This window comes from Paenibacillus sp. 481 (assembly GCF_021223605.1).
GTDB lineage: Bacteria > Bacillota > Bacilli > Paenibacillales > Paenibacillaceae > Paenibacillus_B.
In genome coordinates, this window is sequence record NZ_CP075175.1 from 3,992,318 (window position 1) to 4,011,502 (window position 19,185).

Below are 19,185 nucleotides of genomic sequence, written 5' to 3' on the forward strand. Positions count from 1 at the left end.
TTGAAGTCAAAAGACAAATGTCCCGAATGAAGGCGAAATAGCGGCTGAGATGCCTTGTTTTAATAGGAATAGACGGACCCGTGTCCTATACGTGAAAGACATCGAAAATATATACTTGAGGTGAGCCAAGGTGGGGATGCAGCAAATGATCAACTACATGGAACAACACGACAAAATTTATACGATGATGAAGCAGTGCCCCTACGAAATCTTGCGTGAATGGAAGCTGACCAAGTTCGAGGCCGGCACGGTCATGTTCTCTCAAGGGGATGTTCAGGACAACTTTTACATTTTGGTTGAAGGAGTCGCTGACATTAGCGTTATTGGGGAGAACGGCAAGAAATATGTGCAGTCTACTTATCACAAAGGGGATATGATTGGCGAGTTGGAGATCGTGGACCGCCTTCCTTTTATCAGTAACGTGGAAGCGGTTACGGATGTGAAGTTGATGGGTCTGAAACGCGAGCATTTTTTGAAATGGCTGCAGTTGGACCGCAACTTTAACGAGTATTTTATTCGCAGCATCTTAAAGCTTCAGTATGACATTCTGAAGAAGGAGGGGGACAATAATCTGTATCCGCTGCATGACAGGGTGTGCAGTTATTTGCTCCGTTGCGTGCCTCATGGACAGAAGCGGGCAGATGGAATCGTGATTCAGATCGATAAGCAGCAGCTTAGCAGACAATTTGCTGTGACTCCTCGAAGCATCAATCGTATTTTGTCGGAGCTAAAAAAACAGCGCATTATTGATTTGAATAAGCATGAGATTATGATTTTGGACCCCATGCAATTGCAGTTGGAAGAGCGAAACAGCCGCTCTTAACGGCAAGATAGTATCAATGGAGTTGTCCACTTGAAAAAATGAAAGCCTTATCATTTTCCGTGCTTACGGGAATTGGGCGATTGAATGTGAGTTGCAATGGTTAGCATCAGGTCAGACTATTACAGGAGGTTGCAGCACATGATTAAACATCCTTTGTTCGTTATTATTGCTTGTGCTATCAGTTTAGGGGCGGGCATTTATCTAGGTTCTTCGTACATTGAAATATTTGCTTCTGTCGTGGGCGTTATCAACGTATGGTTGTTAGCAAGACAAAAAGTTATCAATTTCCTATTTGGCGGAATCGCAGTTGTGTGCTTTATGTACATTTACTTTAACTCAGGTCTATACGCGATGGTCGTTCTGGCGGCGTTGCAGTTGCTCTTTAACATTTATGGTTGGTACTATTGGATGAAAAATAAAGGTGAAGAAGATGTTACGCCAACGATTCGTTTGTCGGCAAAGGGCTATTTGATCTGGACCAGTGTTATTTTGGCATCATGGGGGATCTGGTCATACATTCAAGTGAAGTTTACGGATGCGAGCAATCCTTATCTGGATGCGTTAATCGCGGTCATTGGCCTCGCAGCGCAGTACTTGTTGAGTAAAAAGATTTTGGAGAACTGGCATTTGTGGATTTTGATGAACGGAATTTCTATCGTGGTGTATTTCTACTCTGGCTTGTATGTGCTGATTATGTTGGCCGTTATCAACTTGATCTTGTGCATCGACGGCTTAATCGAATGGAAGCAACATCATGAAGCAAACCAAGAGCGTGAAGGTGCAACGGGTACAGGCTTCTAAGACTTACAAGACTTACAAGACTTACAAGACTTCTAAGGCTTCTAAAGTAGATCCGAGCAAGTTGCAAGATTCAGGTTAGGACAAGCATAAGGTTAGGATAACCAACCGAGGCAACAGAGGAAACAAAAGCAACAAAGGCAACATTATATGGAGGATTACATTATGAGTTTTCATATTGAAGCAAAAGTAGGCGACATTGCCGAGGCGATACTGCTTCCCGGCGATCCGATGCGTGCGAAATATATTGCGGAACACTATTTGGAGGATGCCGTCTGCTATAACCGTATCCGCGGTATCCTTGGGTACACGGGGACATATAAAGGCAAGCGCATTTCGGTTCAAGGAACGGGAATGGGCATGCCGTCGATGTCGATTTATGCGACCGAGTTGGTTAATGACTACGGGGTGAAGAACTTGATTCGAATCGGATCAAGTGGTTCATATCATCCTGAAGTCAAGCATATGGATCTTGTACTAGGTACAGCAGTGTCCACAAGCTCGGCGATGTTCAAACATGAATTCGAGAATTTCTCCTACGCACCGGCGGCTAACTTTGGACTGTTGAGGGCAGCGTATGATATGGGGGAGAAGTTGAACTTACCAGTGAGGGCTGGACTTGTCCAGACGGAGGATCATTTTTATGATGGCAATGCACCTATGTATGAGAAGTTGGCTCAGTATCAAGTATTAGCGTGCGATAATGAGACAGCCGCATTGTATATGGTCGCTGCCAAATACAACGCCCGAGCGTTGTCCATTCTTACGGTTACGGATCATATGTTGACGGATCAGACCATTACTCCTGAGGAGCGTGAGACGTCTCTTCATGACATGATCCAATTGGGACTAGAGACAGCTATTACGTTGTAAAGGCCATAGTAGATAATAGGGGAAAACACGATCCAGAGGGTTGTGTTTTTTTCGTGTTTGGAGGATGTGTACAAGGGATGGAACAACGAAGATGTCGGAATGTCTGATGTCTAACCACATCAAGGCTCGGAAAATGGTATCAAACGACTACGCATGAGCATGGTGACGCGTATTCTATCACGGAGCATGCAGACGCGTCTGCAGTTGCGTCTGCGTCTGCAACAGCAACTAGTAATGCCCTGCTACAACTGACGCAGACGTGCACGTAAACGTGCTCAACGTTATTTCATAACGGTTACCACAGGTGCTATTTCGCCAAATTTACTTGGCTTCGATTTCTAACGGTTGCTGGTAAGCTTATTTCCCTGATTTCATTAGAAATCCAGCCTTTTTCATTAAAATAAGCGCTACCAGAACCGTTAAACTTCAAATTGCTTCAAATCCACGCAAATAACAACTGTGGCAACCGTTAGAGTTGAAACAGGAACAGCAGATCAGCAGATCAGCAGATCAGCAGATCAGCAGTTCAGCGGATCAGCTGACCGCCAACCAATAAGTGTGATATCGCTGCCTACTGCCTGCAGCAACCGACAAATTGAGTAGATGAGACTATAGTGAAGCTTCATTGACATTGTGGCAAAACATGGAATACAATTTTTTTATTCTGACTAGTCAGTATAAAAAAGTGGATAAGGTTGCCGAGCATGCGGACTGCTCAAAGGGAGTCGTCATTTATTATTTTAAGAATAAGGATAATTTGACGATCGAAGCCTTCAAGGCGTTCATGGCCTACTATGGTCTAAAGTTACAATCAGAATTTGAACTTACAATGACACCAGGGGAAATGATTGACCTTACGCTGAAACATATCCTACCGCCATACCGTGAGGACACGGTATAGAGCATCAATGTATCGCAATTGGATGGAATTGAACAGATGTTTATTCCTTATAAGGATTCAGGCAAGCTCTTTCTACAATTTTTCTCAAAAGCGATGTTGAATCCTCATTTGCAGGAAGTTGTATCTAAGAGCTATTTGGCTGAACTCCACGGGATAGCCAAGATTTTTGATTACGGTAACAAGCTGGGGCAAATGTGTGTAGAAGATTCGCGAAACGCTGCATATGGGCTACTGGCGATGGTTGTAGGTCTAAGCTTTTTTAGGGTAGCGAATATACCGCCAGTAAATGGCGAAGATAATCGAACCATTTGTGAAGATTATGTGCGCAGATTTACGGCCAATTAAAGGAGGATGTTTATGAATATACAGAAAGTAGAAACAGGCGGAGCAAATATTGCAGTCGTGAGCAGCAGCGAGATATTAATAGAGGATGTTCAGTCAGCATTGGATCTGATGGCAACCGTTCGATATGAAACAGACTGCGATCGATTTGTGCTGCATAAATCGGTGCTCAATGAAAGCTTTTTCGATTTGAAAACGCGCCTTGCAGGCGAAATCCTGCAAAAGTTCATCAATTATCATGTGAAGGTTGCGATTGTAGGAGATTTCACGGCGTACTCCAGTAAAAGCTTGCGAGATTTCATCTATGAGTGTAATAACGGAAAGGATATCTTTTTCTTGCCGACGGAACAACAGGCGATTGAAAAGTTAAGCTTGTTGAAGTAGGCGATGATCGAGAGGGCGATAAAAGGCATGCGTAGTGAGGAACATTAGGTTCCACAACAGTACACATCCAACGCAACCTGATGAGGGTTGCGTTTTTTTGATTTGGGGAGAGCCTCAATGGGGGCGACCGCATATTTCACATTACATTAAGATGGTATACAATCTGGATTAAGTTTGCTCGTATATTCTGATGTTGCTGAGAAATGAAACAGAGGAGAGAGCACCGTATGAGTATGTTTCGAAAATTTCACCGTGGGATAGCTATTATATTGACTTTTATCGTAGTGTCCGGATTAGTAAGCGGGACTGGTTCACTATCAAAAGTATCAGCGTCGCCCGTGTCATCACAAACTTAATTAGTAATACACTGCGATATAATCAAGCAGGAACTGTGCTATATGTATCATGTGAACAAAAAGAAGGAAATGTCATTCTGTGGATCGGAGATAATGGAATTGGCGTTAGTGAACAAATCAAGGAATATATTTTTGAATGATTTATACGTGGTGACAGTTCAGTTAAAGACGGAACGGGGCTCGATCCCCCTAGGTTCCATCAAATAATAACTCAAAGGGCTATCTGCTTAAGGTCTAAGATCTTGAGAGATAGTCCTTTATTTTTATTACATTAAAATGGGGAATTGGTATCTTCGGGCTACAGCAAAGGTAGTATAGAAAAAAGTGCTTAACTGTAAAGATTAGTAGGGCCCAGCAAATGTAGACGCTTCAACTGTTTGGCCATATATTTAGGCGTATATATTAAATCGTTCTCCAACCATTGCATAATAATGCCGAGATGTGCGGAGGTCGTGTAACGGATAATCATTTCACGCGGAACCTTCAGCTGCTCATCGCGAGGCTGAGCTAAAGCGGAGCGATGATACAAAGCAGTACTAATGGCTTGTTCCATTCGTCCCGCAAAGCCAGGCAATCCATTTACGCCAAGCATGACTTTATAAAATGAAGCATTGGCAGCGATATGTTCGAGCTGGAGAATGAACGAATGCGGCGGGATATCCGAATCCATGCAAAAATCTTCGGCTTCGAAAGCGGGCGGGAGCTGAATCGTGGTGTGGAATTCTTGCAGCATTTCGCTGACGACTTTGTCCAAGAGATCATATTTGTCTTGGTAATGGAGATAGAAGGTAGCGCGGTTAATTTGTGCCCGCGCCGTAAGATCGCGAACGGATATAGGAGCGAAGCCCTTCTCGTCCATTAACGAAATCAGTGCATCTCTGATCACCAGTAGGGTTCGTTTGATACGCGGATCAAGCGGTTTGTTGACCGTAGATGGCATTATAGGTAGCTCCTTTGTCTAACAAGTATTTTATATTCGACACCGATAACCGTATTGTCGGTTAAGCAACTTTTGCTACAAAATTGACGGTTGCCTACATTTCCCATCCCTTTTATTCTAAACAACACAGCATTGCATTTGCAACACTGTGCTGAATAGTGTGCTAGGAGGAGTGATTGGAAATGTCGAGTAAACAGCCAAAAGTAGGATTAATTACAACGGGATTGCTGATGGGTTTGATTTTATCATCATTAGATCAGACTATTGTTTCTACTGCCATGCCGTCCATTGTAAAAGGATTAGGAGGAGGTTCCCTTTATAGTTGGGTGTTTGCGATCTATATGCTGGCTTCCACAGCGACTATGCCCATCTACGGGAAGCTAGCCGATTTATATGGACGGCGGCGGATGTATGTGATCGGGCTATCGCTTTTTTTAGCAGGTTCATTACTTTGTGGAATGGCCGGAACGATGGAGCAACTCATTTTATTTAGGGGGATTCAGGGATTGGGAGCGGGAGCCCTTATGCCTATTGCCTTCACCATCGTAGCCGACATTTTTCCTCCGGAACGTAGAGGAAAGTTCATGGGATTGTTCGGTGCCGTTTTTGCAATCTCTAGTATTTTGGGGCCGACGCTCGGTGGAATTTTGACGGATTATGGTCAGTGGAGATGGATTTTCCTTATAAATCTGCCTATCGGTATGATCGCATTAATCGTTATGGCGACGGTGTTGCAAGAAAATCGGAGAAACGATGAGAAGCTTACCATCGATTGGCTCGGAGCGATTACTTTGACCGGAGGGATCGTGTCTGTGCTTCTTGCCCTAGTAATGGGCGGCCTAAGCTATGCATGGGGTTCTGCTCCGATTATAGGTTTGTTTGCCACGGGTGGTGTCCTTGTCGGCTTGTTCATATGGATCGAAACGGTGACGAAGGAACCGATCATCCCGTTGCATCTATTTCGGTTACGCACGATAGCTTGCGGCAATTTCGCCGGTTTTTTTGTGAGCGCGGCCATGTTCAGTACTATCACCTATATTCCGCTGTACGTTCAGGAAATTATCGGTGTTAGCCCTTCGATCACGGGGTATATTGTGACGCCGCTTATGCTATCGACGGTAGTGACGTCTACGATGAGCGGGCGGTTTATGAATCGCTTTACCTATCGTACGATTCTGGCATGTAGCTTACTGTTTATGCTCGTGGGGCTTATCCTGCTGGGACTAATGACCGTCGATACGTCGAAAACGCAAGTGATCGCGTATATGGTCATCACCGGTCTCGGAATGGGAGCAGTATATCCGACGCTGGGGATGGCAGCTGTGAACGCGGTCGATTGGCATCATCGGGGTGTCGCTACTTCGTCATCCCAATTTTTTCGTTCCATGGGTGGAACGATCGGGGTAAGTGTGCTCGGCAGTCTGCTAAGTCGGGAACTGCAGACGGGTGTAAATGTGGACAAGGTGGAATTAAGTCATGCGCTGTCTCAGATTTTTTTGCTGAGTGCTGTATTTGCGGGCATCAGTCTGATCGCCTGCCTCTTCATCGGAAATACACGGCTGATTCAAACTTCGAAAAGATAGGGCAGATGAAAGGAACTAATAGAGGAGGTGAATTTCTGGATAACGAGAATGAAGCAGCAGAAAAGGCTTATCTTAGAATGAAAATGGAATTATTACAGCCCTTTTTTAAGAAGAGTGGGTGTATAAGATTTTTATCATTATTTCAGAAATACGGAACTGATATCGAAAAAAGGCGGTGAACTGAACTGAATTTTCCCACCTAGGGGTACGGAAGACTGAAATACCCCTAGGTGGGAATCTGACAAGCAAAGCTCGATCACGACTCACACAATTCCTCTAAATGACGAGTCAAAATGGATGCTATTTTCTCCTCGGAAGCCTCACTAGGATGCATGAAACAATGAAGGGCCAATCCGTCCACTAGGGCATAAAGCCGATCCATTTCATAATGGGGATCGATCCCTTTCTTAGCCAACTTCAAGTGAATAAGCGCATCGATGACCAACTTGATCAATAGATAGGTTTCTTCATAGATTTTGGCGTTCAGCGGTTTTAATGCGGGCGTACTCACTGCTTTGGCGTTATACCAAAGCCATACCTCCATTTCTAGTCTTGTTTCGTTATGAATGGGCAGCAGTTGCATTGTAAGATGGATAAGTTGCTGCATAGTAGGAGTGGATGTGGAAGCGATCATCGCTTGAATGCGCTTCCCTGCCTTGCTGCTTACGAGTTCCATGAGATAGATGTACAGATCCGCTTGGCTGGGAAAATAATGGCGCATGGAGCCCATGGACAACCCGGCTTCCTTCGCAATATTGCGTACACTCGCCGCTTCCACACCGTCCCGACTAACAATTTTCCAGGCAACTTCAGCAATCATTTCTCTTTGAGTGTCATGGTTTACGATTTTTGGCATGTCTTCATTATACCACACTTGATTTATTTAGCACACCGTGCTATATTGGCTCGAGAGTTCAAAATTTTGGAAGGGGAGTTGTTCCGCATTGCGTGAAGAGCTTGCAGGGAAAATCGACAAGAATGCGCTTATGGTGTGGAGGCTGACAGCGATGATTATCCTTTCGCCATCCATTCTTATTTTAGCTGCCTTGTTACTATTGTCGTTAATGTTTCATTGGCCACTTTGGATATTTTCGTCTGTGCTAATCTTGAGCTTGCTCTCGGTCCTTATTTTAGTCGTTATTATTCCAATACGCCGCTACAATCGCTGGTCTTATGCTATCCAAGAACAATCGATAGAGTTGCATCACGGCATTTGGCTGTGGAAGCGTACGATGATTCCGATGGTACGCGTTCAACATGTTGATATGAAGCAAGGGCCGTTGCTGCGCCGTTATGGTTTAGCGTCCATTACGATTTCAACCGCAGCTGGAAGTCACCAGATTCCAGCGCTTACGGTACAGACGGCTGAACAGGTTCAGCGGCAAGTTATGGCCTATGCGGAGGTTTCGGATGAAGATCTCTAATCCTAGTATCTCGGACACAGCCAAACGGCTCCACCCCGTATCCCTGCTTTTTTTTGCGGCTAAGACGCTCAAGGAATCACTACATGCTCTGCCGCTTGTCCCGCTGCTCGTATTTCTCGCCTCCCTGATTTATGGGGATAACGTCAGTTGGGTAGCCGTCTCCGTGTTGGCTGGTAGTTTTGTGTTTTTGCTTATCTTCGTTTTCGGCTGGATACGCTGGTATCGTTACAAATACGTCTTGGAGCAGGGCAGATTATACATAGAGCAAGGCGTCTGGTTTCGAAAAAAAACATGGATGGCTAAGGAGCGGGTGTTGTCGCTCGATTTGACCGTCAGAATGTATCAGCGCCCGTTTGGTTTAGTGAGTCTCAACATCAGTACCGCGGGAGCTGGCGATTCGGTTGAGGAACTCAGTTCAATCAGCAGAGCTGAAGCCGAACGAATCCGCGCGGCACTCACATTATCCCCTCTAGAGAGAAGCCAAGCCCGCTCGACTGACACGCAGAGTCACATCTCGCTGGCGCTCGGCGATCTACTGAATTATAGCGTTAGCTCTGTTCGTATAGGCATTGTGTTAGCGGTGTTCGGGGCTATTGTCGCCCGCTTTGATGATGTTAGAGCTGTGTTTGATATTTGGAAATTCATTATCGAGGGATTTGGTTCGCTGTGGTTTGTATGGTTTCCACTCCTGTTAATGGCTGCTGCATGGCTGATCGCTGTCATATTTACGATTCTTATGGATTTCAATTATGAGCTGGAACGAAGCGACGATAACCTTATTATTCGCAGAGGATTGCTGGATAAAAAAACGGTCACGATTTCCCTCCAGCGCATTCAGGCGGTGAAGGTGGTGGGAAATATGTTTCGCAGGCCGTTCGGCTTAGTGAGCGTCTATATCGTAATAGCCGGAAAAAAGGAGAGCGACACGAGTTCCATCATTCTTTATCCGCTCCTGAAAATATCCAAACTGGACGGATTTTTGAAAAGTTTTGTGCCGGGCTTTGAGTTGCCGGTGCAGTGGCATGGACGACCAGAGCCATCAGCAAGAAGCCATTTTATGTTGCTACCGATATCACTTTGTTTGTTCATCGTGGTTCCAGGCATGATATGGCTTCCTGGCTACTATGGATGGTTAACGCTTGTGCTGCCTGTGGTGGCAGCCCTTTGGGGCGAGCTTCGGTATAGGCAAGCGGCATGGTCGGTACAAGATGGTCAGCTTGCCATCCGTTACGGTGGTTTTTCGCTGCGGCGGGTGCTGATTCCGAAGAAGCGGATGCAGTGGCATCGGATATCTCAGACGGCATTGCAAGCGAGAAGAGGCCATGCCACTTTAAAAATAGCGGTTGCTGGCGGGAGGGAACCAGCTGTATTTGCGATCCGTCATGCTCCGCATTCGAGAGTAAGCGAAGTCGCGCATTTTTTAGAGGGGTGAAAGGAGGGGGCATCTTCCCCCCGTAGTTCATGCAGGAAGAATTTCTTGATCCATGGGGGAAGAACCCCTTGGTTTGCTGGTTTGCTTGGTTTGCTGGTTTCGCACGCTCGGTCGGCCGGGCGACTGGCCGTAAAGATATTTCATAACGGTTACCACAGTGGTTATTTCGCCAGATGTACATGGTTTTAATTTCTAACGGTTGTGAGTGAGCTTATTACTCCGATTTCATTAGAAATCCAGCAATTTGCACGATAATAAGCGCTACTATAACCGTTACATTTCTAATTGCATCTAATCTGCTGAAATAACAACTGTGGCGACCGTTAGTAGTGGAGGCACAGCCGCACAGAGGCACATCCACACATCCAGACAGTCGCACATCCAGACAGCCACACATCCAGACAGTCGCACCTCCACACAACGGTAGTGGAACAGCGAATCTCAGCTGACCGCCAACCGATAGGTGCGGTATCGCTGCTTGCCGCTTGCAACAACAAGTAGATTTTTGTTCACTAACGATCGAAGAATCGTTCGAGTCCGATTCTCTGAGAGCAAGAGATGATTAGCAAGCTCTCTTGGTACAAAGGGGCTCATGCGTCTGCGAGCAAATCGCAAAGTTTCAGCTTCAGACCAAGGTAGGCCCGTCGCAGCAGACGTTGCTAGAAATTTTCCTGCGAAGGAGAGTACTAACTGCTTGCAGACTCCGGGATCGTCTTTTATAGATCGATATGCAATCGGAAAGAATAACCAGTCATCAAGCGCAAGCAAGGCCTGTTTCATACACAAGTCTTTGAAGCGGCTAACTTCAATATCTCTGGCATGGGAGCGATAGCCGTGTATCTCGATGCAGCCCTTAGCACCACCAGGCATGTATGCCAAATCCAAATATCGGCACCCATTATTGAAGTCACGCACCTCCCACTCTGGAAACAAATGATTCAGATTACCGACAGCAGGGTACCAAATTGTTCGAAGAAACTCGACAGTTCCATGGCCTAGTCCCTTAGTAAGTAGTTCTCGTCTTCGCGAATTGTTTTCCTTAGCGATATTCTCCTGTAACCACTCCTCGTAGTCATTCTCAAATGGTGTCATAATGCTCGCCCTCTCTTTCATAATTTTAAAATAAACCTCACTATGATCTTAATCTTAGAAGAAAAAAGCCGCCCCCGCACAATTCCCCCTGATACGGAATCAGGATAGCCATTGCACAGAAGCGGCGTGTTCTTCACGACCTTTATGAAGTTAATTATACCGTCTGTAGATCGCTCAGAACAAGCAGGACAAGCAGAACAAGCAGTATGCAAATTTCATCGTAATCATGAATGAATACATTTAAACGATGTCTAACAAGGAAACGAATCTAACCCTTTGACATTCAAATCAAGCATCTCTTAAACAATACCTCAGGCATACCCGACTTTTTTACGGATAAACCGAAGCAGGGCGAGGGCAAGCCTATATTAGAAAAAATACTCGCAGACCCCTCACGCTCGTGGACACCTGAAGAAACGATACAGTGGTCTAAAGAGAACTTAAGCCCCCGCTTTCCACCTGGGAAAAAAGTTCATTATACGGATACGGGCTACAACTTGTGGGCCTCATCATTGAAAATATCACATCACAGCCATACCATGAAGTGCTTCATGACTACATATTTGCTCTCCTGCGCATGAACCAATCATTTTTATCCCAGTATTCCAATCCAGCCATTCAGAGCGATTACCCCACAGCCCATTTATATATGGATGATTTGAAAATTAAAATAGACGACTATCGCAGCTTTAGCAGCTTTTATGCTGGTGGGCAAACCGTATGTACGTCAGAAGATCTCCTGATTTTTATGAAAGCGCTCGTTAACAAACAGCTTGTTCGCAATGACATCTTGGACATCATGCACCAATGGAACAACATGTGGATAGGCGTGGATTATGGGTATGGATTGATGAGGATGCGTTTTCTTCCTTTCGCTCGTAAATATATCGGCTGGGGGCATCTCGGTGCGAGTGGTTCATTTATGTTGTATGTTCCAAATATGGATGTGTACTTAATGGGGAGCTTCAATCAAACAGCTTATCAAGCTAAAAGCATGAATGTTATCTTTTGGAACGTGCTGCGTAAGTTAGCCAAGTGTGCTGAGCGCTCAAACGACTTCCTGTGAAAAAGAATCTGTGAAAAGAATCAAGGCCGAGAACATCGTAAACAGGGATTCTCGGCCTTTTGTGTGCGATCAAACGAGCTAATCGAACATACCCAACATATCGAACATACCCAACATATCGAACGCATCAAACGCATCGAATGTATCGTATGTATCGTATGCATCGAACAATTATCCGTACTGATTTTGCGGGCTCATTTGCCATTGCAGCGGATTGGAATTCGGCGGCCCTATAATGACCGTCTGGTTAATAGGCTTAAGCACCTCCGCAAGCTGGGCGGCATTAACGCCATAGATGAGTTGGAACACTTCAGGTGGCGTCTTGCGCAGCACATCAGACCCGAACACCGTTTGCGCAGCATGGTTATCAAAAATAGCGAGCAAGTGAACGTGATCCGTCAGCGCAATTTCCCAATGCCACCAGCCCATTGGGATGTATACGGTTTGCGGCGGCTTGACGCGGTAAGTCAGGATTTGCAACGTAAACGGATTTAGAATCGAGACGACAGCTTCTCCTTGGATGACATACACGAGCTCTGCTGCGTTGGGATGCCAATGCGCCTCGACACTATTGCCTTTACTTAAATAAATGTCGAGCAGGCCTAAGTTTTGCATTACGGGCAACTGAGCTGCGAATTGCTGCAGAATGAAATTCTGGGCATTTTTTTGGAAAAAGGGTGCCTTTCTTAAGTCAAAAGATAAATTCAAAGCAGGGGAGCTTAGCGCGGCAGTAGTGTTGTCGGCTGTCATTGACGTAATCCCGCCTTTCTGGAGTAGGTGATGCATTAATGTATTCATGCGCCCAGATAGAAGTGATTCGTCGATATACGGTGTTCGTCGTGCTGTGGTCACCCGTAAATCACAATTATAAATATTGAATGGCCACAATCTTAAGCGTAAGTGAGACGGTGCTAGGTCTCGCGATCTAAAGGCCAATAAAAAATAATACGAACTATGTTGTCACAAAACACCTTTGTTGTTGGTCATATATGCGAAAAATAAAAAACCATGAGATGATGTTCATGAACGCACGCAAATCAACCTAGGCGTTCTGTGGTGGCAGTTGTGGAAAATCCGGACGGTGGTGGCATCATGAATGCGGCTTTGTGTCCGATCGTCGGGTAAATTAAATTGCGGAAAATGGGAGGATGGTTCTAGATGACGATTTTAGTAACGGGAGCGACGGGTACGGTTGGGCGGCGTGTTGTGGATGAACTTCTTCAAAGAGGTCAAAAAGTGCGGGCTTTGACACGTAATGCCCTGCATGAGAACCTTCCAGCAGGTGTGGAAGTCGTGGAAGGTGATTTAAGCGACCCAAGTACACTTGCTGCGGCGTTGGATGGTGTAAGCGGTATGCATTTAATGACGACCGGGGCACAATATACTCCTTTGCAAACGGGGCCGGAGATCGTGGAGCTCGCTACAAAGGCTGGAGTTCGGAAGGTTACGGTGTTATGGAGCGGTGAGAAGGGTGCCGTTGAGCAAGCTGTTGAAGCAAGTAATTTGGATTGGACATTCCTTCAACCCGTTGAATTTATGGGGAACTCGCGAAAATGGGCGGATTCCATTCGGAGTGAAGGATTGGTACGGGATATGTTAGGGAGCGCGCTGAACGCTTCTGTTCATGAGGCAGATATCGGTAGAGTAGCTGCGGTAGCATTAACGGAAGAGGGGCATGCGGGTAAGGAATATTTATTGACTGGGCCTGAAGCCATAACCGTTCAAGACAAGGTGCGTATCATTGGGGAGGCCATTGGACGTGATTTGCGTTTTGTAGAGGTGTCTATCGACGAGGAACGCGAGCAAATGAGAAAGATGGGCGTCCAAGCGGACGTCATCGAATATGTAATCGATTGGAACCTCAATCCGCCTAAGATGGCTTATACGGTAGTTTCAACTGTAGAGGAAGTTATCGGACAACCGGCACAAACATTTGCGGAATGGGCGGAGGAGCATGCACATTGTTTTCTTGGACAAACGTAGGGCGTTATGTGGAATAGGCATTAGTGGTAGGGGAAGAGAAACTTAGAAACACACTATCTTTAGTAAGATAAGCGAGTTAAACCGTTAGAAGCTGATCCAAGATATTTGAGGGGAATCATGCTAGACGGCAAGGTCTTTCATGCAAGTCATTTACTGTATACGCTCAGCCAGTAATTCCTGACTGAGCGTATTTATTAGGTTACGCAAAAAGCATCTCACCATATTGCAATAAGTTCAAGGCAACTTGACCAGTCACCCCATGTTGCTTGGCCAACTAGTACCATGTAGTATATCAATTAATGGTATGTTATCAAACATACATAAGAAGTAATATAAGATGTAATTAAAGCAATCCATATTTCAATCCGAATACAACTAGAGGTGAAATGGATGCTAAAAATTAACCGTGGTGACAAACGCCCAATATGGCAACAACTGCTTGACCAAGCTATTCATAATATTACAACCGGAAAATGGCCACCAGGCGAATTGCTACTGCCTTCCCGTGAGCTCGCACCACTGGTTGGTGTCTCCCGCTCAACGATACAGATTGTGTATGAGGAATTATTCAGTCGTGGCTACACCGTTACTTCCAGACGCGGGGGAACAAGGGTAAGTGATTGGACCTGCAGAGCAAGCTTTGCAGAGGATGTTAAACTTCAAGGGCCTGTCACCCCTGAGTTGCCTTTATTAAACGATGCAGTCAGCCATTTGCAGAGCTGGTTTAGAGGCAAAGAATACCGAGATATTGAGATCGATTTCAGCCCACACGAGCCATATTTGGATCAATATTTTCAAAAAAAATGGAGACACTCCTTTTTGCAAGCCTCCAAAGAAACGGACCTAGCCAGTTGGGCTTACGGCAACGCCTATGGTTTCGTTCCGCTACGCGAACAGATTCAACGTTATCTGTCACTTGAGCGAGGTATCCACGTGCATATCGATCAAATTATGTTGACTTCGGGCGCACAACATAGCCTTGATTTGATCGCCCAAGCACTATTAAACGAAGGTGAAACGGTTTCTGTTGAAGATCCCGGCTTCCCCGCCGCGTGGATGGCCATGAAATATCGGCGGATGAATGTTGTTCCTGTCCCTGTAGACGATTGCGGTTTACAGGTAGACCGCATTCATCCTCAATCCAAACTTGTCTATGTTACGCCTTCACATCAGTGCGCAGTTGGGGTGATCATGCCGGAACCCCGCAGGCAACAATTGTTACATATGGCCGCTCAACATCAATTTTGGATTGTTGAAGACGACTACGATAGCGAGTTTCGATATCGTGGCGACCCGTTACCCACGTTGTTCAGCCAGCAATCTCAGAACATATTGTATATGATGAGTTTTTCAAAAATGGTTGCTCCTGGTATACGAATATCGGCAATCATTGGACCAAAAACAGCCATCCGCCAGCTCGCTCAAGTCCATGAACTCACCTATCGGCACCTTCCCATTATGGAGCAATTGACGCTTACTCACTTTATTGAACATGGGCATTTCATGCGCCATATGAGAAGAGTCAGAAACGTATATCGGCGCAGACACGAAGCGATGACGAAAGCTATCAGTTCAACTGGCCTCGGAGAACGTTTCAAACTAAGCGGCGTAGAAACGGGGCTGCACATGTTCCTTGAAGCTGAAAGTTCGTTTGACGAAGAAGCCGTTACGAACGAAGCGCTAGGCAAGGGAATACGTATATACCCGCTTAGTAATTATTGTTTGCAAAGTAATCGAAAAGGGTGGGTATTGGGCTTTGCTAAAGTAGATGAGTCAGCAATAGAAACAGGTATTCACCGACTTGCGGAGATGCTTTTATAATTCGAGCATCTCCGTCTCTCATTAGCGCCGATCTGTACTTGCAGTCATTTTCATGCCTCTTATTATTTCTGTTCAGCTTGTTGTATTCCGCTCATCTTGCATGGTGTCCGGCGAAATTGTCCATGCATCACAATATGCGCGGCCACACCTGCAACAAGACCCCAGAATGCACCGCCAACACCAAGTAAGGTAACATTTGCAGCCGTTGCTAAAAAAGTAATCAAAGCTGTCTCGCGGCCCTTGGGATCAGTTAAAGCGTTGGCAAGGCTGCTGCCAATTGTTCCGAGCAATGCCAATCCCGCTAACGTCGCGATGAAGGTGGCGGGAAGAATCAGAAACAGAGCAGCCAGCGTCACCCCAAATAGGCCGACAATAACGTAAAAAATTCCACAGGCAATTCCAGCAATATAACGCTTTGATGAATCCTCGTGCGCATCTTTACCTGTACAAATCGCCGCAGTAATGGCTGCTACATTAAAAGCATGCGCGCCGAATGGCGCTGCAAGAAGTGAGCCCAAACCCGTTACGGTCAAAATCGGATTTGCGCTCGTGTTAAAGCCATCATTTCGCAACACTAGCATTCCAGGCATATATTGCCCCGTCAAAGTAATGATAAACAGCGGCAATGCGACGCTCAATAAAGTATGTAACGTAAACTCCGGTACGACAAATATCGGTGAAGCGATTGCCAATTTGATAGTACTGAAATCTACATTTTCCACACTAATCAAGTAAATAAGGCCGATTACTAATATACCGACGATAGCATAGCGGGACGTAAACCTTCTTAAAAGTACGTAAGCAACAAACAGGACAATGACAAGCATAGGGTCAACTTCCGCACCACCGAAGGCTGAAATACCAAACTGCAATAAAATACCTGCCAGTAGACCAGAAGCAATGCCTGAAGGAATAAGCCGGACGAAACGCTCGAACATTCCCGATATCCCTAGAATAATAAACCCTAAAGCAGAGATGATGTAAGCGCCAATCACTTCAGCATAGGGGGTTACTGCTAATGCTGACACGAGAAAAGCTACACCTGGTGTTGACCAAGCCGTAATAATTGGTTCGCGGTAGCGATAGCTTAGCCAAATACCCGTTATCCCCACACCAACTGAAATCGACAATACCCATGAAGCGGTCATTTCAGGACTCAAACCCGCTATTTTTGCTGCCTGAAATACGAGAATAAACGTCCCACCGTAGTTGACTATGACAGATATGAAAGCAGCTATGGTGGGAGATATCAAATCTCGGCCACGCAGCGAGGATGATGTTGTATTCATATTCATATGCATTCTCCTAGTCGTTCTGATGTGCGTACATTTTTCCTTCCTCGATCGGATTTGCTTTCGCCGTAATATGACGGGGGTCAATTCGGTATACCTGAACAGGGCCATTGAATACAGCGGATCTGTATTTGTCTACATGCTGCTTGGACAACGGGCGGTTATAATAACCAGGCACATATTTGTGGAGCATTTCCTGCAACACATATGTAGCTTCGTCCAGATCAACGATAAGCTCGGCCTTGCCAAAAATCATAACACTCATATAGGCAGTGTCCGTCTTAGCGGGTACTGGATCGGTAATGGTTCCATATTCTTCACACACCGTAAAACAAACCTCTGGATTCGCACTCATGACCTGATTGCGTCTCCCGCCCGTGGCTCCATGAAAATAAAGCTTCTCCTTTGTCCACACAAAATTCAGCGGAACCACATACGGCAACTGACCATCAACCATGCCGAGATGACCAATTCGCGCTTTACACAGGAAGGCATCCATTTTGTCACGATCTAATACTTCTCTTATCTTGTAACGAACCATATCCATGCTCAATCACTCCTACATACTGAATTATGTTCGTCAGTATAGCAATTATTGGAGTGAATGAGTACATCCATAAATACGCTAATCGAGCAGTCCATATTTTTTTCGCACCAGTCCACTGCAATAAGACCTTTGACTAGCAATGAAGTAAAGAGTAGAATTGCCAATCGTAAAAGGAGCCTCTCTCTCATCTTAAAAGCTGCTATCAAGACAGCAAGTCTAACATTCCTTATAACACGGATCGCGACCAAATAATTTTAGATATTAGAAAAGCTATTGATTTTCCACTCCCCACCTGCACATTCCCTCTAATATCGGCATTAACGACCTGCCTCTTGGCGTTAGCGAGTATTCCACCTTCGGAGGAACTTGCGGGAATTCTTCTCTTTTGACAATGCCACAAGACTCTAGATCCTTTAATTGAAAACTTAACATCTTATGAGTAATCGCAGGAAGCTGCCGTTTTAATTCGCCGTAACGCATGACTTGTCCGGAAGCTAATTGATACATGATTTTCATTCTCCATTTTCCGCCGATTAAAGATAAGGTGTAGTCAAATGGAGTTAGTTTGGCTTGTGCGTCAGCATTTTTGCTTTCTTCAATCATAGAAGTTACTCTCCTTTTGGTAAGTATCTACTATAGAAGTGCGTACTTTCTTTTTATATGTTCAGGTTTATACTTACGAATATCGGATGAATAGCTGCAAAATTATATTATGGCACTCCTATTTCCCCTGAGCAAATGGAATGAAAGGTTGATGAATATATGCCGAAGCCAGATGGATTCACATTTAATACGAGCGACTTGAGCGTGGAGGAAATGTATAAGTTAATGATTGGTTCGGTTGTGCCAAGACCGATTGCGTGGGTGTCGTCAAAAAGTAAGGAGGGGGTGCTTAATTTGGCGCCATTCAGCTTTTTTACGGTGGCCTCCCGCAACCCGCCAACATTGATGATTTCAATTGGACCAGGCGTCGATGAGCGTGAGGGTGGGGTAAAGGATACGCTGAGAAATATACGTGAGGTGGGGGAGTACGTTATTAATATGGTGTCCGAACCGCTTGGAGAAGCGATGCTGCGTTCAGCTGCTAGTGTCGAGCCGGAGTTTAACGAGTTTGAGCTTGCAGGAGTTACACCGCAGCCTTGTGGACTTGTGGGAGTTCCGGCGGTGCTTGAGGCGCCGATCGCTTTTGAACTGAAGTTAGATCGGATTATTCCAGTAGGTGAAGATCATATTATTCTTGGAACCGTTGTACGTGCCCAAATAGACGCGGCTGCCTATGCAGGCAACTACAAAGTGGCTATCGATGAATGGAAGCCGCTTGCAAGCTTAGCAGGAGATTTTGCTTGAATTACGCCATCATTTTCAATTGGACAGAAAGATGGTTAAGCTAATCATTGTTTGCAGCATCTGTTGTATGAGTATTTGGTAGTTCTATTCTATTTTTCAACGATTGAATGAATTTATATTACTAATAAAGGACAGTGATACCAAACGGAGAATTAATTAAGTAGGAGTGCACATAGGAAGT

At 45.3% G+C, this 19,185-nt stretch carries 20 protein-coding genes and 1 pseudogene; 14 read left to right on the forward strand and 7 right to left on the reverse strand.

Annotation, left to right across the window (positions count from 1 at the left end; translation table 11 throughout):
- Positions 1-145 precede the first annotated feature (145 nt).
- The 7 genes and pseudogenes from KIK04_RS17605 to KIK04_RS24320 all read left to right on the forward strand — a co-directional run bounded on the left by KIK04_RS17605 (position 146) and on the right by KIK04_RS24320 (position 4,617).
- Positions 146-823, forward strand: coding sequence for a Crp/Fnr family transcriptional regulator (locus KIK04_RS17605; protein ID WP_232274906.1), 678 nt, complete (start codon positions 146-148; stop codon positions 821-823).
- Positions 824-961: 138 nt separating this feature from the next.
- Entirely contained in the window at positions 962-1,624 is a 663-nt protein-coding gene (pnuC, locus tag KIK04_RS17610; RefSeq protein WP_232274907.1) for a nicotinamide riboside transporter PnuC, read from the forward strand.
- A gap of 162 nt (positions 1,625-1,786) precedes the next feature.
- A complete protein-coding gene (deoD, locus tag KIK04_RS17615; RefSeq protein WP_232274908.1) occupies positions 1,787-2,494 on the forward strand; it encodes a purine-nucleoside phosphorylase in 708 nt (235 codons plus the stop codon).
- A gap of 459 nt (positions 2,495-2,953) precedes the next feature.
- Complete coding sequence (locus KIK04_RS17620; RefSeq protein ID WP_232274909.1) at positions 2,954-3,097, forward strand: hypothetical protein; 144 nt, start codon at positions 2,954-2,956, stop codon at positions 3,095-3,097.
- A gap of 82 nt (positions 3,098-3,179) precedes the next feature.
- Positions 3,180-3,740, forward strand: a pseudogene (locus KIK04_RS17625) (TetR/AcrR family transcriptional regulator); the annotation flags it as partial.
- Positions 3,741-3,752: 12 nt separating this feature from the next.
- Positions 3,753-4,121, forward strand: a complete 369-nt coding sequence (locus KIK04_RS17630) for a DUF4180 domain-containing protein (RefSeq protein ID WP_232274910.1) — start codon at positions 3,753-3,755, stop codon at positions 4,119-4,121.
- Positions 4,122-4,311: 190 nt separating this feature from the next.
- Complete coding sequence (locus KIK04_RS24320; RefSeq protein ID WP_332329977.1) at positions 4,312-4,617, forward strand: sensor histidine kinase; 306 nt, start codon at positions 4,312-4,314, stop codon at positions 4,615-4,617.
- A 188-nt stretch (positions 4,618-4,805) separates the two neighbouring features.
- Here KIK04_RS24320 and KIK04_RS17635 read toward each other — a convergent pair whose 3' ends face one another.
- The gene (locus tag KIK04_RS17635; RefSeq protein WP_232274911.1) at positions 4,806-5,417 is read right to left on the reverse strand and encodes a TetR/AcrR family transcriptional regulator; all 612 of its coding nucleotides are present in this window, start codon (positions 5,415-5,417) and stop codon (positions 4,806-4,808) included.
- A 182-nt stretch (positions 5,418-5,599) separates the two neighbouring features.
- On the opposite strand from KIK04_RS17635, the gene KIK04_RS17640 reads away from it, so the two are divergent.
- Positions 5,600-7,000 carry an MDR family MFS transporter gene (locus KIK04_RS17640; protein ID WP_232274912.1) on the forward strand — a complete coding sequence of 467 codons (1,401 nt, stop codon included), beginning with the start codon at positions 5,600-5,602 and terminating at the stop codon, positions 6,998-7,000.
- A 256-nt stretch (positions 7,001-7,256) separates the two neighbouring features.
- Here KIK04_RS17640 and KIK04_RS17645 read toward each other — a convergent pair whose 3' ends face one another.
- On the reverse strand, positions 7,257-7,856 hold the full coding sequence (locus KIK04_RS17645; protein WP_232274913.1) for a TetR/AcrR family transcriptional regulator: 600 nt from the start codon (positions 7,854-7,856) through the stop codon (positions 7,257-7,259).
- Positions 7,857-7,944: 88 nt separating this feature from the next.
- Here KIK04_RS17645 and KIK04_RS17650 point away from each other — a divergent pair, with 88 nt between their 5' ends.
- Positions 7,945-8,424 (forward strand): PH domain-containing protein, encoded by a 480-nt coding sequence (locus KIK04_RS17650; RefSeq protein ID WP_232274914.1) that lies wholly within the window; start codon positions 7,945-7,947, stop codon positions 8,422-8,424.
- Positions 8,411-9,856, forward strand: coding sequence for a PH domain-containing protein (locus tag KIK04_RS17655; RefSeq protein WP_232274915.1), 1,446 nt, complete (start codon positions 8,411-8,413; stop codon positions 9,854-9,856). The genes KIK04_RS17650 and KIK04_RS17655 overlap by 14 nt, the downstream gene beginning before the upstream one ends.
- Before the next feature lie 441 nt (positions 9,857-10,297).
- On the opposite strand, the gene KIK04_RS17660 is transcribed toward KIK04_RS17655, so the two are convergent.
- Positions 10,298-10,948 (reverse strand): transcriptional regulator, encoded by a 651-nt coding sequence (locus KIK04_RS17660; RefSeq protein ID WP_232274916.1) that lies wholly within the window; start codon positions 10,946-10,948, stop codon positions 10,298-10,300.
- A gap of 499 nt (positions 10,949-11,447) precedes the next feature.
- Between KIK04_RS17660 and KIK04_RS17665 the strand changes: the two genes are divergently transcribed.
- Positions 11,448-12,014, forward strand: coding sequence for a serine hydrolase domain-containing protein (locus KIK04_RS17665; RefSeq protein WP_332329978.1), 567 nt, complete (start codon positions 11,448-11,450; stop codon positions 12,012-12,014).
- A 171-nt stretch (positions 12,015-12,185) separates the two neighbouring features.
- On the opposite strand, the gene KIK04_RS17670 is transcribed toward KIK04_RS17665, so the two are convergent.
- Positions 12,186-12,629, reverse strand: a complete 444-nt coding sequence (locus KIK04_RS17670; RefSeq protein ID WP_232278796.1) for a cupin domain-containing protein — start codon at positions 12,627-12,629, stop codon at positions 12,186-12,188.
- Between the two features lie 543 nt (positions 12,630-13,172).
- Here KIK04_RS17670 and KIK04_RS17675 point away from each other — a divergent pair.
- Together KIK04_RS17675 and pdxR are read left to right on the forward strand one after the other, a co-directional pair.
- Positions 13,173-13,997, forward strand: a complete 825-nt coding sequence (locus tag KIK04_RS17675) for an NmrA family NAD(P)-binding protein (protein ID WP_232274917.1) — start codon at positions 13,173-13,175, stop codon at positions 13,995-13,997.
- Positions 13,998-14,387: 390 nt separating this feature from the next.
- On the forward strand, positions 14,388-15,818 hold the full coding sequence (gene pdxR, locus KIK04_RS17680; protein ID WP_232274918.1) for a MocR-like pyridoxine biosynthesis transcription factor PdxR: 1,431 nt from the start codon (positions 14,388-14,390) through the stop codon (positions 15,816-15,818).
- A gap of 62 nt (positions 15,819-15,880) precedes the next feature.
- On the opposite strand, the gene KIK04_RS17685 is transcribed toward pdxR, so the two are convergent.
- The 3 genes from KIK04_RS17685 to KIK04_RS17695 form a co-directional block, all read right to left on the reverse strand.
- The gene (locus KIK04_RS17685) at positions 15,881-17,107 is read right to left on the reverse strand and encodes a benzoate/H(+) symporter BenE family transporter (RefSeq protein WP_232278797.1); all 1,227 of its coding nucleotides are present in this window, start codon (positions 17,105-17,107) and stop codon (positions 15,881-15,883) included.
- A 16-nt stretch (positions 17,108-17,123) separates the two neighbouring features.
- The gene (locus tag KIK04_RS17690) at positions 17,124-17,657 is read right to left on the reverse strand and encodes a pyridoxamine 5'-phosphate oxidase family protein (protein WP_232274919.1); all 534 of its coding nucleotides are present in this window, start codon (positions 17,655-17,657) and stop codon (positions 17,124-17,126) included.
- Between the two features lie 270 nt (positions 17,658-17,927).
- On the reverse strand, positions 17,928-18,260 hold the full coding sequence (locus KIK04_RS17695; RefSeq protein ID WP_232274920.1) for a winged helix-turn-helix transcriptional regulator: 333 nt from the start codon (positions 18,258-18,260) through the stop codon (positions 17,928-17,930).
- 159 nt (positions 18,261-18,419) lie between these two features.
- On the opposite strand from KIK04_RS17695, the gene KIK04_RS17700 reads away from it, so the two are divergent.
- On the forward strand, positions 18,420-19,004 hold the full coding sequence (locus KIK04_RS17700; protein ID WP_232274921.1) for a flavin reductase family protein: 585 nt from the start codon (positions 18,420-18,422) through the stop codon (positions 19,002-19,004).
- The last annotated feature ends 181 nt before the right edge of the window (positions 19,005-19,185 follow it).

What these genes read in the sequence shown, in the direction of transcription:
- KIK04_RS17605 (WP_232274906.1), top strand. Translation starts at nt 146, where the DNA reads ATGATCAACTACATGGAACAACACGACAAAATTTATACGATGATGAAG.
- pnuC (WP_232274907.1), top strand. Translation starts at nt 962, where the DNA reads ATGATTAAACATCCTTTGTTCGTTATTATTGCTTGTGCTATCAGTTTA.
- deoD (WP_232274908.1), top strand. Translation starts at nt 1,787, where the DNA reads ATGAGTTTTCATATTGAAGCAAAAGTAGGCGACATTGCCGAGGCGATA.
- KIK04_RS17630 (WP_232274910.1), top strand. Translation starts at nt 3,753, where the DNA reads ATGAATATACAGAAAGTAGAAACAGGCGGAGCAAATATTGCAGTCGTG.
- KIK04_RS24320 (WP_332329977.1), top strand. Translation starts at nt 4,312, where the DNA reads ATGTTGCTGAGAAATGAAACAGAGGAGAGAGCACCGTATGAGTATGTT.
- KIK04_RS17635 (WP_232274911.1), bottom strand. Translation starts at nt 5,417, where the DNA reads ATGCCATCTACGGTCAACAAACCGCTTGATCCGCGTATCAAACGAACC.
- KIK04_RS17640 (WP_232274912.1), top strand. Translation starts at nt 5,600, where the DNA reads ATGTCGAGTAAACAGCCAAAAGTAGGATTAATTACAACGGGATTGCTG.
- KIK04_RS17645 (WP_232274913.1), bottom strand. Translation starts at nt 7,856, where the DNA reads ATGCCAAAAATCGTAAACCATGACACTCAAAGAGAAATGATTGCTGAA.
- KIK04_RS17655 (WP_232274915.1), top strand. Translation starts at nt 8,411, where the DNA reads ATGAAGATCTCTAATCCTAGTATCTCGGACACAGCCAAACGGCTCCAC.
- KIK04_RS17660 (WP_232274916.1), bottom strand. Translation starts at nt 10,948, where the DNA reads ATGACACCATTTGAGAATGACTACGAGGAGTGGTTACAGGAGAATATC.
- KIK04_RS17670 (WP_232278796.1), bottom strand. Translation starts at nt 12,629, where the DNA reads ATGCAAAACTTAGGCCTGCTCGACATTTATTTAAGTAAAGGCAATAGT.
- KIK04_RS17675 (WP_232274917.1), top strand. Translation starts at nt 13,173, where the DNA reads ATGACGATTTTAGTAACGGGAGCGACGGGTACGGTTGGGCGGCGTGTT.
- pdxR (WP_232274918.1), top strand. Translation starts at nt 14,388, where the DNA reads ATGCTAAAAATTAACCGTGGTGACAAACGCCCAATATGGCAACAACTG.
- KIK04_RS17685 (WP_232278797.1), bottom strand. Translation starts at nt 17,107, where the DNA reads ATGAATACAACATCATCCTCGCTGCGTGGCCGAGATTTGATATCTCCC.
- KIK04_RS17690 (WP_232274919.1), bottom strand. Translation starts at nt 17,657, where the DNA reads ATGGATATGGTTCGTTACAAGATAAGAGAAGTATTAGATCGTGACAAA.
- KIK04_RS17695 (WP_232274920.1), bottom strand. Translation starts at nt 18,260, where the DNA reads ATGATTGAAGAAAGCAAAAATGCTGACGCACAAGCCAAACTAACTCCA.
- KIK04_RS17700 (WP_232274921.1), top strand. Translation starts at nt 18,420, where the DNA reads ATGCCGAAGCCAGATGGATTCACATTTAATACGAGCGACTTGAGCGTG.